The sequence below is a fragment of the Catenulispora sp. EB89 genome (genome assembly GCF_041261445.1).
GTDB lineage: Bacteria > Actinomycetota > Actinomycetes > Streptomycetales > Catenulisporaceae > Catenulispora.
Window position 1 is genome coordinate 63,704 of sequence record NZ_JBGCCU010000038.1, and the last position, 15,541, is coordinate 79,244.

Annotated in this window: 14 protein-coding genes; 4 read left to right on the forward strand and 10 right to left on the reverse strand. The window is 71.0% G+C overall.

Annotated elements, in window-relative coordinates:
• Window positions 1-7: 7 nt before the first annotated feature.
• Window positions 8-376 carry a YbjQ family protein gene (locus tag ABH920_RS45945; protein WP_370355674.1) on the forward strand — a complete coding sequence of 123 codons (369 nt, stop codon included), beginning with the start codon at window positions 8-10 and terminating at the stop codon, window positions 374-376.
• An 8-nt stretch (window positions 377-384) separates the two neighbouring features.
• Here ABH920_RS45945 and ABH920_RS45950 read toward each other — a convergent pair whose 3' ends face one another.
• Genes ABH920_RS45950 through ABH920_RS45960 form a run of 3 tightly spaced genes read right to left on the reverse strand, consistent with a single transcriptional unit; the run spans window position 385 to window position 3,157 of the window.
• Window positions 385-1,035, reverse strand: a complete 651-nt coding sequence (locus ABH920_RS45950) for a DUF1707 domain-containing protein (protein ID WP_370355675.1) — start codon at window positions 1,033-1,035, stop codon at window positions 385-387.
• Between the two features lie 36 nt (window positions 1,036-1,071).
• Complete coding sequence (locus ABH920_RS45955; RefSeq protein WP_370355676.1) at window positions 1,072-1,776, reverse strand: FadR/GntR family transcriptional regulator; 705 nt, start codon at window positions 1,774-1,776, stop codon at window positions 1,072-1,074.
• 13 nt (window positions 1,777-1,789) lie between these two features.
• The gene (locus ABH920_RS45960; RefSeq protein ID WP_370355677.1) at window positions 1,790-3,157 is read right to left on the reverse strand and encodes a CynX/NimT family MFS transporter; all 1,368 of its coding nucleotides are present in this window, start codon (window positions 3,155-3,157) and stop codon (window positions 1,790-1,792) included.
• Window positions 3,158-3,270: 113 nt separating this feature from the next.
• Here ABH920_RS45960 and ABH920_RS45965 point away from each other — a divergent pair, with 113 nt between their 5' ends.
• Complete coding sequence (locus tag ABH920_RS45965; protein ID WP_370355678.1) at window positions 3,271-4,923, forward strand: fumarate hydratase; 1,653 nt, start codon at window positions 3,271-3,273, stop codon at window positions 4,921-4,923.
• A gap of 29 nt (window positions 4,924-4,952) precedes the next feature.
• Entirely contained in the window at window positions 4,953-5,459 is a 507-nt protein-coding gene (locus tag ABH920_RS45970; RefSeq protein ID WP_370355679.1) for a hypothetical protein, read from the forward strand.
• Window positions 5,460-5,712: 253 nt separating this feature from the next.
• Here the strand turns inward: ABH920_RS45970 and ABH920_RS45975 are convergent, their stop codons facing one another.
• From ABH920_RS45975 to ABH920_RS46005, 7 genes are all read right to left on the reverse strand, one after another.
• The gene (locus ABH920_RS45975) at window positions 5,713-6,225 is read right to left on the reverse strand and encodes a hypothetical protein (RefSeq protein WP_370355680.1); all 513 of its coding nucleotides are present in this window, start codon (window positions 6,223-6,225) and stop codon (window positions 5,713-5,715) included.
• 128 nt (window positions 6,226-6,353) lie between these two features.
• Window positions 6,354-8,501 carry a hypothetical protein gene (locus ABH920_RS45980; protein ID WP_370355681.1) on the reverse strand — a complete coding sequence of 716 codons (2,148 nt, stop codon included), beginning with the start codon at window positions 8,499-8,501 and terminating at the stop codon, window positions 6,354-6,356.
• Window positions 8,502-8,572: 71 nt separating this feature from the next.
• Window positions 8,573-9,298 carry a hypothetical protein gene (locus ABH920_RS45985; protein ID WP_370355682.1) on the reverse strand — a complete coding sequence of 242 codons (726 nt, stop codon included), beginning with the start codon at window positions 9,296-9,298 and terminating at the stop codon, window positions 8,573-8,575.
• Between the two features lie 202 nt (window positions 9,299-9,500).
• Entirely contained in the window at window positions 9,501-10,532 is a 1,032-nt protein-coding gene (locus ABH920_RS45990) for a LysR substrate-binding domain-containing protein (protein WP_370355706.1), read from the reverse strand.
• Window positions 10,533-10,645: 113 nt separating this feature from the next.
• The gene (locus ABH920_RS45995) at window positions 10,646-11,290 is read right to left on the reverse strand and encodes a bifunctional 4-hydroxy-2-oxoglutarate aldolase/2-dehydro-3-deoxy-phosphogluconate aldolase (RefSeq protein ID WP_370355683.1); all 645 of its coding nucleotides are present in this window, start codon (window positions 11,288-11,290) and stop codon (window positions 10,646-10,648) included.
• Window positions 11,287-12,912, reverse strand: a complete 1,626-nt coding sequence (locus tag ABH920_RS46000) for an amidohydrolase family protein (protein WP_370355684.1) — start codon at window positions 12,910-12,912, stop codon at window positions 11,287-11,289. Before ABH920_RS46000 ends, ABH920_RS45995 begins: the two co-directional genes overlap by 4 nt.
• A complete protein-coding gene (locus ABH920_RS46005) occupies window positions 12,912-14,213 on the reverse strand; it encodes an amino acid deaminase (protein WP_370355685.1) in 1,302 nt (433 codons plus the stop codon). Before ABH920_RS46005 ends, ABH920_RS46000 begins: the two co-directional genes overlap by 1 nt.
• A gap of 163 nt (window positions 14,214-14,376) precedes the next feature.
• Here ABH920_RS46005 and ABH920_RS46010 point away from each other — a divergent pair, with 163 nt between their 5' ends.
• A complete protein-coding gene (locus tag ABH920_RS46010; RefSeq protein ID WP_370355686.1) occupies window positions 14,377-15,501 on the forward strand; it encodes a sugar kinase in 1,125 nt (374 codons plus the stop codon).
• The last annotated feature ends 40 nt before the right edge of the window (window positions 15,502-15,541 follow it).

Sequence of the window (15,541 nt, forward strand, 5' to 3'; positions counted from 1 at the left end):
TGTCGGTATGAGCACTGACTACAGCGGCGGCCAGGATCCTGCGAACACCGTGATGGTGAGCACGATGAACGACCTGCCGGGGTTCCGCATCGAACGCGTGTTGGGCGAGTGCTTCGGACTGACGGTCCGCGCGCGCAACATCGGCAGCTCGTTCGGGTCGGCGATGAAGTCGCTGAAGGGCGGCGAGCTGAAGGGCCAGACGAAGATGCTCGTCGACAGCCGGATGGAGGCGATGGCCCGGCTGACCGAGGAGGCGACGCGGCGGGGCGGGAACGCGGTGCTGGCGATGCGGTTCGAGACGTCGCCCGGCGAGCTCGGCACGGAGATCTGCGCCTACGGGACGGCGTGCGTGGCGACGCCGCTTAATCAGAGTTAACCGAGGCGCTAGCGCCCGAGGAACTTGCCGAGCTTCTTCGGCTTGGGATACCGCACCGACACCTCGCCGAACAGCGCCATCCCGCGCACCACCACGACCGGCGAGTCCGGCGTGATCGGCACGTCCCCGGCGGCGTTCCGGTCCGAACCGCTGCGCGAGCCGAACACCGCGGTGCCCTCGTCGCGCACGATGACGCCGTGCGGCACCTTGATCTCGATCGAGCCGAACACCGCGTTGGCGATGATGACCACCTCGCGCTGGGTCAGCACGGCCTCGCGCAGGTCGATGACGACCGAGCCGAAGACAGCCGCGGCGGTGGTCTGCGACGGCACGACCCAGCGCCCGCCGCGCTTCTGTTCGGCGAAAACTGCTGTGATTTTCGATCCCGGCGCGTAGTCCGCGGGCATCGGCGGAATCGGGGAGGCCGGGGCGGCCAGGGTCGCGGCGTGCCGCTGCGGCAGGTCCGACAGCAACGGCGACAGCTCGCCGAGGGTCTTGGCCTTGTAGGCGAGATCGATGCGCTCGTTGTGCTCTTCGACGTCGAGGCGGCCCTCCGCGTAGGCCTCTCTCAGGGCGTCCGCCACACGGTCCCGGTCGGCGTCGGAAGCGCGCATGGTGCTGTGGGGGTCGTTGGCCGGAAAGGCTGCGGGCACGCTCACCTTGTGCACTATACGCGCGGCGATCGTGGGAGGGACTTACTCTTCCGCGCTGGTCTCCACGTTCAGCGAGGCCTCGCGTACCGCAGCCTCGGGGTCCCCGGCGCGCACCGCGTCCAGCAGGGTGCTGTGGCCGGCGACCAGGAACCGGTCGAAGTCGGTGCGCAGCGCGCGCTCTGTCAGCACGGTGCGCAGTGCGCTGCCGATCTCCAGGTAGAGGTCGAGCAGCAGCGGGTTGCCGGCGGCGGCGACCATCGCGGTGTGGAAGTGCGCGTCGGCCTCGACCCACTCGTCGACCCAGGACGTGTCGCTCGGATCGGCCTTCTCGACCTTGCGCGCCGCGACGTCCCGGGCGGCCAGCGCGGCGTCGCACGCTTCGAGGTCGGCGGGGGTGGCCCGGCGGGCGGCCAGCCGGGCCGCCTCGACCTCGATCGCGCGGCGGACCTCCTGGACGTGGTCGTGCGTCGTCGCCAGGATCTCGCGCCGCAGCGCGCCGGAGAGCTCACTGCGGGCCCGGACGTACGTCCCGTCGCCGCGCCGCACTTCCAGCAGGCCGGCGTGGGCCAGGGCCCGCACCGCCTCGCGGACCGTGCCGCGGCCCACGTTCAGAGCCTCGACGAGCTCCGGCTCGGTGGGGATGCGGGCGTCCACTGCCCACGCGCCGCTGCTGATCTGTTCGCGGAGCTTGTCGATGACTTCGTCGACCAGTGAGCCGCGCTGGATGCCGGTGAGTCCGTTCGCCACAGACGGCAGTCTTTCAGTTCGCGGCCGCGGTGGCCGAGCCGGAGTCCCCGCCAGACGCTGTCAACGTGCCGCGCTTGGGTGACCCCACGTAGGAAGCGACGACTCCCTGGGCCAGGACCACGGCGACCATGATGCCCAGCGGGATGGTCCAGCTGTGCAGGGCGTGGCCGAGGATGCCGAACATGATCGGGCCCGTCGCGGCGATCAGGTAGCCGGCGGACTGGGAGAACGCGGACAGGGCCGCGGTGCCCTCCGGCGTGCCGCCGCGCAGCCCGATCATCGTCAGGACCAGCGGGAAGGCGGCCATGCCGACGCCGATCAGGACCGCGGCCAGGTAGGCCAGCGAGACCGGGGCGATGATCAGGGTGACGAAGCCGAGCCCGAAGACCACGCCGAGGGCCATGGCCAGCAGGCGCTGGCTGCGCAGGCGCGCGGCGGTCAGCGGCACGACGAAGGACAGCGGCGCGTTGACCGCGAACGTCACGCTCAGCACGGTGCCGGCGGCCGCGGCGGACATGCCGTGGTCGTGCAGGACGGTCGGGATCCAGCCCATGACCACGTACCCGGACATGCTCTGCAGGCCGAAGGCGAAGGTCATGGCCCAGGCGAGCTTGTTCTTGGCCAGGGACTTCAGCGGGATGTGCGGCCGCTGCGCGACGCCGGAGGTGGCGGCCGCGGCCGCGACGCCGCGGTCGTGGCGGCGCCGGTGCGGGTGGCTGACCAGCCACAGCGCGAGGCCGGCCAGGGCCGGGATGGTCCAGAACTCCAGTCCGGCGGAGGGGCCGCCGAGGGTGTTGGACAGCGGGACCGCGATGCCCGCGGCGACCGTCGAGCCCAGGGCGATCATCGTGGAGTAGATGCCGGTGATGGCGCCGATGCGGTGCGGGAAGTAGGTGCGCACCACGACCGGCAGCAGGACGTTGCCCAGCGCGATGCCGATACCGGCCAGCACCGAGCCGGCCAGCAGGCCGGGGACGTCCGGGATGCCGCGCACCGCGGAGCCCGCGACCAGGACCGCCAGGCTCGCGGCCAGGACCGAGCCGGCGCCGTGCCGGCGCGCCAGCCAGGAGCCGGCCGGGCCGGCGAAGGCGAAGATCACGACCCAGAGCGTGGGCAGCAGGGTGACCACGCCGGCGCCGAGGTGCAGGCGGTCGCGCAGCTGGTCGAGCAGCGGGCCGGTGGAGGAGACGCCGAGCCGCAGGTTGGCCGCGACCAGGATGATGCCGGCCAGGATCAGGGCGCCGCCGGCGACCTGCTGCTGGCGGCGTTCCTCGGGCTCGGCCGGCGTGCTGGGTTCGGTGAGGCGCTCGACGCGTTCCAGGAGGTCCGTTTCCAGGAGGTCCGTTTCGCGGCTGCCGGGCCGGTCGAGCGATATCGTCATGCGTCCGATGGTAAGACGTATGATGTTTGAGTTTCAAGTGCCCGGGACCCGGTGTGGCACACCGCACAAGCAGGGCTTCCGGGGCCTCCGCGGCTCGCGAGTACGCTGGCGGCATGCCTGACTTCGAGTACGCCGACCTCCTCCCGACGGGGCCGGACGAGACCCCGAACCGCCTGCTCACCAGCGAGGGCGTCAGCACCGTGGAGGCCGGCGGGCGCACGTTCCTGCAGGTCGAGCCGGAGGCGCTGCGGCTGCTCACCGAGACCGCGATGCACGACATCGCGCACTACCTGCGTCCTGGGCACCTGCAGCAACTGCGCAACATCCTGGACGACCCGGAGGCCTCGCCGAACGACCGGTTCGTGGCGCTGGACCTGCTGAAGAACGTCAACATCTCGGCCGGCGGCATCCTGCCGATGTGCCAGGACACCGGCACCGCGATCGTGATGGGCAAGCGCGGCCAGCAGGTGCTGACCGCCGGCGGCGACGAGGCGCACATCGCGCGCGGCGTGTACGACGCCTACACCCGGCTGAACCTGCGCTACTCGCAGATGGCACCGCTGACGATGTGGGACGAGAAGAACACCGGCTCGAACCTGCCGGCGCAGGTGGAGCTGTATGCCACGGACGGGGACGCGTACAAGTTCCTGTTCATGGCCAAGGGCGGCGGGTCGGCGAACAAGTCGTACCTGTATCAGGAGACGAAGGCGATCCTGAACCCCAAGGCGATGCTGAAGTTCCTGGAGGAGAAGATCCGCTCCCTGGGCACCGCGGCCTGCCCGCCGTACCACCTGGCGATCGTGATCGGCGGCACCTCGGCGGAGTTCGCGCTCAAGACCGCCAAGTACGCCTCGGCGCGCTACCTGGACACGATGCCGAAGCAGGGCTCGATCACCGCCCACGGCTTCCGCGACCTGGAGCTGGAGGCCGAGGTCCTGGAGCTGACCCGCCGCATCGGCATCGGCGCGCAGTTCGGCGGCAAGTACTTCTGCCACGACGTCCGCGTGATCCGCCTGCCCCGGCACGGCGCCTCCCTCCCGGTGGCGATGGCCGTGTCCTGCTCGGCGGACCGCCAGGCCCTGGGCAAGATCACCCGCGACGGCGTCTTCCTGGAGCAGCTGGAGTTCGAACCCGGCCACTTCCTCCCAGAGACCACCGACGACCACCTGGACGACGACGTCGTGCGCGTCGACCTGTCGCGCCCGATGACCGAGATCCGCTCGGAACTGTCGAAGTACCCGGTGAAGACCCGCCTGGCCCTGACCGGCACCCTGGTCGTGGCCCGCGACATCGCGCACGCGAAGATCAAGGAGCGCCTCGACGCGGGCGAACCGATGCCGCAGTACATGAAGGACCACCCGGTCTACTACGCGGGCCCGGCCAAGACCCCCGAAGGCTACGCCTCCGGCTCCTTCGGCCCGACCACCGCCGGCCGCATGGACTCCTACGTCGCCCAGTTCCAGGCCGCCGGCGGCTCGATGGTGATGCTGGCCAAGGGCAACCGCTCGAAGCAGGTCACCGACGCCTGCGCGGAGCACGGCGGCTTCTACCTCGGCTCGATCGGCGGCCCCGCGGCGCGGCTGGCGCAGGACTGCATCAAGAAGGTCGAGGTGCTGGAGTACGCCGAGCTGGGGATGGAGGCCGTGTGGCGGATCGAGGTGGAGGACTTCCCGGCTTTCATCGTGGTGGATGACAAGGGGAATGACTTCTTCCAAGACACGACTGGTCCGGTGATGCGGATCGGGAGTAAGCCGCCGACGGCGTAGACGTTGAGACGACGTCTGAGGACGTGACGATGGAGCCGTTCGTTTTGGTGTTGCGGCGAGGGCAGCGAAGGAGGCTCCTGGCCTGCGCCTCAGGGTGTGTCCTCGCCGCGGCGGTGTGCGCCGTCCTCAGCTTTCTGCACGTCTTCAACGGTGGACGATCGCAATTCACCGTGCCGCTGCTGGGAGTGGTCGCGCTGGTGAACGCGGTCGTCCTCGGTGACAGCGCATTCGGCCGCACGGTCGTCAGCGATGTGGGCATCACTCTGTGGCGTCCGCTGCGCCGGCGAACCGTGGGCTGGGGCGACGTTGATTCGTTCGAGGACAGGGAGTCGGGAGACGGCGACGTCAGTCGAGTCGTGCTGGTCACTCGTTCCGGAAGCCGGCGGGCGCTTCCCGCGCCGATGAACGCGTCGTGGGGGCGGGACGACGACCTGGGTGCGCGAGTTCGCGACTTGCGGGCGCGCTTGGAATTTTCTCGTAGCGAGATTGTGGAGGGGAGGGGAATGGCTTCTTCCAGGACTCGACTGGTCCGGTGATGCGGATTGGGAGTAAGCCGCCGGCCGTGTAAGTCGTCGAGCTCTACGATCAAGCCATGAAGAGCCCGCCGGAGCATTGGGTCATCCGCCACTTTTCGCAGGCCAATGCTCTGGGCCCGGGTTGCGACAGCATGCCGGCGCTGTTGCGGAGCCTTCTGGTTGCCCGGAGACCGCTAAAGACGAGGCGCAGTAGGGGCAAGAGCGATCATGCCTGCCAGCCCCGGCACCCACGATCGAGCGCCGGGGCTTCAGCTCACGTACCGACTTTGGCCGTGTCGTGCCCGTAGACCTCGATCCGGGTCCTGATGGCATCGACCTTCGTCGGGAAGGCTTTGTCTCGGCTCGGGCGCCAAGCCAGGTAGCGCACGAGCGGCGAATGCGGGCGGACCGGGTTCTGCACCGTCACCAGAGGCGTCCTCGTTCCGTCCGCCAGAACCAGCACGGCGACTTCCCGCTCGTCGCGGCCCGTGCCGACCGTCCTGATCTCGACGTCGGCGATCTCGTGCCAGGCCAGCTGGGTCGTCTTGAAGTTGCGTGTCCGGATGGCGATTCCCTGCGGTGTCAGGGTCGCGCTGGGTGCCAGGCACATCCGCACCGCCGTCGTGGTGCCGATCAGTCCCATCAGAACGAAGTACCAGGCCGGATAGTGCTTGATCGCGTGATGGGTGACGGTGAGTACCAGGCCCGTCGCCAGAATGAGGGCGGCAGCTGCTGTGTACCCGTATCGCAGCCTGGCGGAGTAGTGGAACCGGATCACGTCGTTCACGGATGTGGCCTTCGTACTAGGGGGCGGTCAGTTTACGGCTCCGCCGGAGCGGTCCCGTACGCCTGAAACGCCTGTGACCAGTGCGAATGGTGTTACCAGTCCCCCTGTCTGCCGCCCCCGTTACTCCGTCACCACCCGCGCGTCACCGGCTGGCTCTTCGCCAGCGCGTCAGCCGTCTGATTCGCCTGCGTCTGGAACCCGAGCGGGCCGCTGACCAGCGTCCCGAGCTGGTCCAGCGCCCCCGTTGCGAGCTTGCCGGAGGTGTCGATGACGTCCAGCTCGTTGATGTCGGCCGACCGGGCCTGCAGTAGTGCCTTGAGCGTCGGCGAGATGCCCTGCGCGGGGTCGATCGTCACCGTCGACGTGGTGTAGTCGAAGTAGCCCTGCTGCGGGCTGCTGAGGTCGGCGAGCAGGACGTCGGCCGGGCTGTTGCCCGCGACCAGGGTCAGGGTGTTCGTCGCCGTGCCCATGGCGGTGGCCGCGAGCCAGTCCGCGTGGGTCGTGCCCAGCGCCTCCGTGGGCACCGGGAGGCGCTTGTACGTCAGCGCCGTCGCGGCCGCGAACGCCTGGTCGCCGAAGGCCACGATCTGCGGGGCGGCGACTTCGTAGTTCGCGTCCAGGCCGGTCAGGTAGGCGGCGTCCGCGGTCGAGAGCTTGCCGCCGGTCAGCCGTAGCACGTGCGTGCCTTCCGCCTGTGCCTCGGCCAGGGCCGCGGTGTCGGTGGGGTCGACGACCGCGATCGTCGGGTGCGCCGCCATGGCGGCGTCGGCCGGGTTCGGCTTCGGGGCTTCGGTGATGTGGACCACCTTGTAGCCGAGCCTGGTGAACGCCGCGTCGGTGCCGGCCGGGATCGCGCCGGGGGCGCCGACCAGGTTGACGGTGTCCATGCCGTCGAAGGGGTCGCGGGTGTTCGGCGTGCCCAGGACCCGCTTGGCCTCGGCGACCAGGCGCGGGTCGAGGTTGTCGCCGGTGGTGAGCAGCGTCGGGCCGTACAGCCCGGCCCACCCGAGCTCCTTCTGCGCGGTCGCCGGGTCGTCGGCCGCGACGATCGTCACCGACATCGCGAACGGGCCGTGCGGGCCGCCGCCGGCGGGGGCCGGCGTGCTGCCGGTCTGCGTCTCCCAGCGGTGCCGCGAGACCGCGACGGACGCGCCGACCAGGTCGTTTGGCGTGTTTCCGGCCAGCGTCACGACCTGGTCCGCGGACTTCGGCAGGAAGGACACGACGCCGGGCTTCGCAGAAAGCTGAGTCGGGCCGGCCCCCGGCTTGCCGACCGCCACCTCCATGATGCCGTTCGGCGTCGAGTAGGCGAGCGACGCGCCGTCGGGCGTCCACGCCAGGTGCGTGGCGCCGCTCGCGTCGGCGACCTTCGTCGCCTCCTGCGTGGTCGCGGCGTTCTTGAACGGCGTGTGCGCGGGGATGACGTCGATCCCGCCGTTGCTCCCCACGAACGCCAGCTGCTCGCTCGGGCTCAACGCCGGCCAGCTGCCCGGGCCCATCGGTGTGGCGGGGTCGGCGCCGCCGCGCGCGTTGCTGTCCAGCCAGTGGATCCACAGGTCCGGGCCGTTGGCGTCGTGCGACTGGAAGACCAGCTCCGACGAGGTCCCGGACAGGGTCTGGTTCTCGACGCTGACCGGGTTCGAGGTGTCCGCCACGTCGTGCGTGCCGCTCGGGCCCATCAGGTACAGCTCGCTGCTGGCGTGGTTGTGCTGCCCCGCGACCGACGCCTGCTCCACGACGTGTGTCCCGGCCGCGTTCAGCTCCGTGTACAGCACGGTCCCGCCCTGCCATGACGGCGCGGACAACTTCGACCCCTGACTCGGCTGCACCAGTACGATCACGTCGCTGCCGTCCGGCCGCGCGGTGGCCAGGTTCCCGGAGCCGTCGATGAACGCGATCCGGCTGCCGTCCGGCGACCAGGACGCCTCGGAGACCGTCGTCGGGAACCGCACTTGCGCCCCGCCGATGTTCACCGTCGCGGAGCCGTCGGAGATCAGCGGCGTGCCGACGGCGTACTGCGGACCCGCCCCGGACGGCGCCGAGCCGGTCGAACCCTGTGCGGACGAGGATGAGGCCGACGGCGTGGCGGACGTCGAAGGCTGCGAAGGCTGCGAAGGCTGCGAAGCCGGCGGCGCCGAAGCCGTCCGGGTCGCCCCCGCGGCGACCGGCGCGACCTTCGGATGTTCCGTCGAGCCGCCGCAGGCCGAAGCCAGCAGCGCGACCGAGGTCGCAGCAGCGGCACTCACGAGCAGGCGGCGTGAAGAAGAGCGACTCACGATGAGGTCCTTTCCCCGAAACGGTGTCGCCCTGTAGACGTCCCATCGGCCCCGGGGTTTGCCGCCGATTATCACGCTTCGGTAACGCCGGATCCCCGGCTCCGCGCCATCGCCTCCTCCAGCAGCGCGCGGGCGTACGCCGTCGCGGCTTCCTCGTCGTCGAGCAGGTACGGCGGGCACGTCCCGACAGGCGGTTCGGCGTCAGTCAGTGCATTGATGAGCTCGGGAATCTGGTCCGCGCCAAGCTGATGCGTCCGGAGCTCGGTCAGACCGCTGAAGACGAACGCCACCTGGTTGGCGCCCGGCGTGTACCGGAATTCGTAGTCTGCGAAGCCCGCGACCGCGCCGCCGATCTCGGTTCCGGACTCGGTCGAACTGCCCCGCGCCGTGCCGCGGGTCAGCGCCGAGCCCATCACGTCCGCGTCTTGGCCCCGGCGCGCGTTGGGGCGGGCCAGGAAGGGGCAGGTGAAGGCGGCGAAGAGCATGCAGGCGCGGTGCCCCGGCGGCTCGGGGGACGGCGCCTTGTTGGTCGCGGTCCGTCCGGCCTTGTGTGCCGCGGTCAGCGCCTCCGTCTCGGCCGCCGCGATGACGCGGTAGACCGGCCCTTCGGCCATCGGCGTCCCGCAGATCGAGCAGCGGCGCTCGATCGCGCAGATCAGCGTGCGGGCCGCGCCGGTGATCGCGAACGCCGGGTGTCCCTCGGCGTCACGCGGCGTGATCGCGGGGATGGGGTAGCCGCGCGGATCGTGCGGCAGGGCGGCTACTGCGGGCGGCACGGGAGTCTCACGGGGCGTCATGGCGCTATTGAAGCAGGGCGGCCGGGACTGCGGAGCGGATGATCAACTGTGCGGTACGTGGCGGTAGCATCACGAATCGGTCATCACCGAGCAAAAGTTGATAACCGATCGGCAACAACTCTTGGCGTTTCACTCAATTCTCAGCATGATTTGCTGGTGGGCCGGAGCTGCCGCTTCACCTGCGGCGGGGACAGATGAAGAGTCAGCTCCGGTCACCGGCCTGCGCCGTGACCAGCGGGGCCAGTGGGACCGGCGCGGCCAACGGGACCGCCGGGACCTGCGGGACCTGTGGGGCCTGAGAGACCAGCCGCACCGGCAGCCGGGCCGCCGCGACCGCCTCGCGCATCGCCGCCGCCAGGCCGCCGAACTCTTCGGCCCGCGCCGACGACGACCGGTACACCAGCCCGATCCGCCGCGACGGCGCCGTCCCGTCGAACCTGCGAGCCTCCAGGCCCGACCCGGCGCGCGCGTCAACGGCGACCGCCGTCTCTGGCAGCAACGTCACCCCTATGCCGCCGGCGACCAGCTGGACCAGCGTCGACAGCGACGCGGCGCGCGTCGCCCCGGAGCCGGCGGCACCCACCTCGGCGCAGACGTCCAGCGCCTGGTCCCGCAGGCAGTGGCCCTCTTCCAGCAGCAGGATGTCGTGCTGCTTGAGCACCTTCCGGGAGACCGGGCCGGTCCCGACCGGGAGCGTGTGCTCGGGTGCCACGACCAGGAAGTCCTCGTCATACAGCGCCAGCTCGTCGACGCCCGGGGCGCCGGCCGGCAACGCGAGCAGCCCGAGGTCGAGCCGTCCGGACGCTATGCCCTCCAGCAGCACCGCGGTCTGTTCCTCGTGGACGAACAGGTCCAGGTCCGGGAACCGCTTCTTCAACGGCCGCAGCAACGCCGGCAGCAGGTACGGGGCCAGCGTCGGGATCACGCCGACCTTCACCGTCCCGGTGAACGGCTGCCGCGCCGCCGCGGCCTCCTGGACCAGGTCGTCCATCGCCGCCAGGACGCGCTGTGCGTGCCGCGCCACCCGCTCGCCGGACGACGTCAGCAGCACCTTGCGCGTGGTGCGCTCGACCAGCCGCGTCCCGAGGCTCTCCTCCAGGGCCGCGATCGCCCCGGACAGCGCCGGCTGACTCATCCCGAGCACCGCCGCCGAGTCCCGGAAGTGCAGATGTTCGGCGACCGTGGCGAAGGCTTTGAGCTGCGCGATGGTCGGGGTACGGAGGGACGTGGCGATGGTGGTGCTCCCGGCGTGCGCGCTCGCTAGTGATAGATCCAGTTTATCGCCGTATGGGAGACGCCGGGTGCCACGTGCTACCAGGTGATGCCAGGTGATCGATCTCTCGGGTGTCAGGCCGATGGCTTGAAGGCCGCCATGAACACCCGGGCGCGCCGGGTGATCTCGGGCCAGTCTCCCGCCGCCACGACATCCGGCGGCACCACATCAGTGCCCGCACACACCGCGAGCGCTCCCTGCGCCAGGAAGTCCGCGGCGTTGCCGGCGTTGACGCCGCCGGAGGCGACCAGCGGCAGACCCGGGTACGGGCCGTTGAGGTCCTTGAAGTAGCCGGGGCCGAAAGCCTTGGCGGGGAAGATCTTCACGGCCGCCGTGCCGAGATCCACCGCCTGCGCGACCTCGGTCGGCGTCAGCGCTCCCAGCACGATCGGGACGCCCGCCTCGTGCGCGGCCGCGGCGACCTCGGGCCGCAGCCCGGGGGTGACGAGGAACGAGACCCCGGCGTCGATCGCGTCCTTCGCCTGCTGCGCGTTCATCACCGTCCCGGCGCCGATGCGGTGCCCGGCGGCGACGGCGGCCCGCAGGTGCGGCACCACGTCGGGCGTGCTGAACGTGAGCTCGGTGCAGGTGATGCCGCCGGCGGCCAGCGCCGCGCACAGCGCCGCCGAATCAGGGATCGAAGGTGCGCGCACCACGGCTATCACCGGTTCGGCGGCCAGTGCCGCGCGGAAGTCCGGATGCGGAAGGTCGAACGTCATAAGGCTGATACCCCCTGCTCTGTACGTCGCAGCGCCCGGCCCGGGAGGGCCCCGGTGGGCGTACCGTCGGTTAGTACCGAAACGCCGTTGACCAGCACTTCGACGATGCCGTCGGCGGCCTGGCGGGGCTGCTCGAAGGTCGCGGTGTCGGTGACGGTCCGCGGATCGAACAGCACCAGATCGGCGTGGTGGCCGACGCGGACCAGGCCGCGCCGGTCCAGGCGCAGGCGCCGGGCCGGCCGTCCGGTCATCCGCGCGACCGTCTCCTCCAGCGTCAGGACTTTGAGATCCCGGCTGTAGTGGCCGAGATAGCGCGGGAACGTGCCCCAGGCGCGTGGATGCGGACGCGCGCCGACCAGCAGCCCGTCGCTGCCGACGGTGTGCGCGCGGTGCCGCATGATGGCGCGCACGTTCTCCTCGTTGCCGACGTGGTGCAGGATCGTGGTCCCCAGGCGGTCGGTGCGCAGCAGGTCGACGAACGCCTCGGTGCCGGTCACGGCGCGCGCGGCGGCGATCTCGGCGACGGTGCGGCCGACGGCGTCGGCCAGCGACGGATCCTGGACGCCGGAGATCTGGATGGTCTGCCAGTCGACGACCATGCCGTGGTTGCCGTCGCTGCCGCGGTCCTCGACGTCGCGCCGGATCCGTTCCCGGGACGCCGGATCCGCGAGCCGGGCCAGCGTCGCGTCCGGGCCGCCCTCGGCCGACCAGCTCGGCAGCAGGGCGGCCAGGGTCGTGGAGCCCGGCAGGTAGGGGTAGGTGTCCAGGCTGATGTCGCAGCCCTCTGCCAGGCCGGCGTCGACCAGCTCCAGGAGCTCGGCGGCCCGGCCGGCGTTGACACCGAAGTTCATCGTGGCGTGCGCGAGGTGCAGCGGGCAGCCGGAGCGGCGCGAGATCTCGATCATCTCGGCGTAGCCGCCGAGGGCGCCGGCGCCGTAGGAGCGCTGGTGCGGGGAGTGGTAGCCGCCGAACGCGGCGACGACTTCGCAGAGTTCGATCAGCTCGTCGGTGCCGGCGTACATGCCCGGCGTGTAGGACAGTCCGCTGGACATGCCGACGGCGCCTTCGCGCATGCCCTGCGCGACCAGCTCGCGCATGCGGTTCAGCTCGGCGCGGTCCGGTTCGCGGTTGTCCCAGCCCATCGCGAGCATGCGGACCGAGCCGTGCGGGACGAGGTAGCAGGCGTTGACGGCAATACCCTGATCCAGCCGGTCGAGGTATTCGCCGACGGTGCGCCAGGACCAGTCGAAGCCGTCGGGGTCGCCGTTCCAGCCGGCGATCTGGCGGCGCAGGGCCGGCAGCGTGGTGTCGTCCACCGGGGCGTAGGACAGGCCGTCCTGGCCGAGGACTTCGCAGGTCACGCCCTGGGTGACGCGCGAGGGGTGGTCGCGTTCGACGAGGGTGCGCAGGTCGGAGTGCGCGTGCATGTCGATGAAGCCGGGGGCCAGGACGAGGCCGTCGGCGTCGATGGTGCGGGCGGCGGTCGTGCGGGCGGCGGGCGGTCGTCCCGGCTCGCTGTCCACGGCGGCGATCACCCCGTCCGTGACGGTGACATCGGCGCGGAAGCGGTCGGCCCCGGTGCCGTCGATGATCGTGGCGCCACGGAAAACCAGGTCTGCCATCAGAAGAACGTCCTCACCAGATCGACGATCAGCGGGTCGGCGCTGTCGGCGTCGTCCAGGACGGGGATGAGCGTCCATTTGTCGAACGCCGTGCACGGATGCGAGAGGCCGAAGCGGAGCACGGTGCCGACGGGAGCGGTCTCGCCGGCGTCGCGCAGGAACGTGTGCTGGTCGTTCAGCGCGGTGACGGTGCCGACGGCCGGCATCGGCAGGCCTTCGTCGAAGGGGAAGTCGCGCTTGCCGGCGTCCAGCAGCGAGAGCTGCGGCTCGGGGTGGGAGACGACGCGGGCCCAGCCGTGCATCGCTGCTCGGAAGGAGGTCTTTGAGGCGTCGCGAGAGAGCGGAGAGATCTCTCGGTAGTGCCCGTCGTCATGGATGACGTAGGCACCGGAACGCAGGACGACTTCGGCCCCTGATTCGACGGCTGCCGGCTTCAGGATCTCGGCGACGTCGTCGAAGTAGGCGCTGCCGCCCGCGGTGACGATCGGGTGCTCGCTCTCGTAGGCGGCGGCGAGGCGGAGGTGCAGCTCGGCGAGGTCGCGAAGGTAGCTGCGGACTGTCTTCAGGCTTTCGAGCGAGGCGTCGTGAGCCAGACAGCCTTCGTACCCTGCGATACCCGCGAGCCTCAGCGTCGGTGCCGCTCGGACGGCGTTCGCGATGTCTTCGGCCTCTGTGATGCTGCGCGCCCCGGTCCGGCCGCCGGTGCCGCCGAGCTCGACGAGCACCTCGACCGGGCGGTCCGTCTCGGGATCGGCGCCGCTGCCGACGCCCGCGGCGCGCAGGGCGGCGTCCATCTGGGCCACGGAGGCCACGGAGTCGACCCACGAGACGAACGCGAAGTCCGGGTCGGCGGCCAGTTCGGCGGCGATCCACGCCAGGCCGGCCGGGTCGAGCAGGGCGTTGGCGAGCATCAGGCGCTGGACGCCGAAGGCCCGGGCGACGTGCAGCTGCGGGAGGTTGGCGAGCGTGATGCCGACCGCGCCGGCGTCCAGTTGGGCCTGCCACAGCTCCGGGGCCATCGTGGTCTTGCCGTGCGGGGCGAGGGCGACGCCGGCATCGCGGCACCAGGCGGCCATCGTGAGCAGGTTGTGGTCCAGCGCGCCGGCGTCGAGAGTGAGGAGCGGGGTGCCGAGGTCGGACAGGTGCGGGGCCGAGGCGAGCCAGGCGTGCGCGGTCCGTCCCCAGGCCTGCGGGGGCAGGGCCTTGAACCGCCAGTCCAGGCGCTCCTCGGCGAGCGCGGCGACCGCCGCCCGGTCGATGCCGGTGGACGCGGTGCGGCTGCCGAACGTCTGGTGGACCATGCGGCACCTCCGCTTCCTGGAGCGTTGCACTATGTGCAACGCTCGTTGCATATGCTGTGCTTCGGTTCTAGCATTCGAGCCGAAGGGCGGTCAACGCTGCGGCACTCGTGGCGGGCCTGGCGAAGCGGTGAGGACGGGAACGACGGATGGCTGGGGAGGCCGCATGGTGACGCCGTGGGCGGTGTGTGTCGGCGAGTCGATGGCGGCGCTGCTGCCGGACCGGCCCGGGCCGCTGGACGGGGTCGAGTCGTTCGCGGTGTCGACCGGCGGCGCGGAGTCGAACGTGGCGTGCGCGCTGCGGGCGCTGGGGGTGCCGAGCGCTTGGGTGAGCCGCGTCGGGGACGACGGGTTCGGACGCCGGCTGGTCGGCGAGGTGGCGCGGCGGGGCGTGGACACCTCGGGCGTGGCCGTCGATTCCGTGCGGCCGACGGGGTTGTACCTGAAGGAGACCGGCGGATCCGATCGCGACGGCGATCTCGGCGCGGGTCGCAGCAGGCTGCATTACTACCGCGCGGGTTCGGCCGCGTCGGCGATGTCGCCGGCGACGTTGAGCGAGCCGGCGGTCGCGGGTTTGGTCGAGGGCGCGAGGCTGGTGCATCTCACGGGGATCACGCCGGCGTTGTCGGAGACGTGCCTGGCGATGGTGCGGGCGTTGCTGGACGCGCCGCGCGGGCAGCGGCTGGTCAGCTTCGATCTGAACTGGCGGCCGGTGCTGTGGCGGGACCGCGACGCGGAAGTGCTGCAGGAGTTCGTGAACGCGGCGGACATCGCACTGCTGGGTGCCGACGAGGCCGAGGCCGCATTCGGTACCGGCGTTCCGGCCGAACTCAGGGAACTGTTTCCCGGGCCGTCGACGATCGTGGTTAAGGACGCCGAGCGGGTGGTCACGGCGCTGACGGCGGACGGTGCCGTGTCCGAGCCGGCGCTGACGGTGGACGTGGTCGAGCCGACTGGCGCCGGCGACGCGTTCGCGGCCGGCTACCTGGCCGGGACGCTGCACGGGTTCGATCAGCGGCGGCGGTTGCGGCTCGGGCATTTGGCGGCTGCTTCGGCGTTGGTGGCGCACGGGGATGTGGGGGAGTTGGGCGACTTGAGTCGGCTGGCTGCCGATCGTGGCGATGGTGCTGGCCGTTCTGTCGCTGTTGAGCACGACGGTCAGTGGTCGGCGGCGACGATCGCCGCGCTGCTGGACGCTTCGGCGGAGGAGTGGCGGGCGACGCGGATTTCGGCTGGCGGCGTCGTGGTCGGTGGTATCGCGGTCGGCGGACCGGAGACTGTGCGTCCGTGATCCGTCGTCAGCCATCATCCGTTCACCGCAGCGTGGGTCG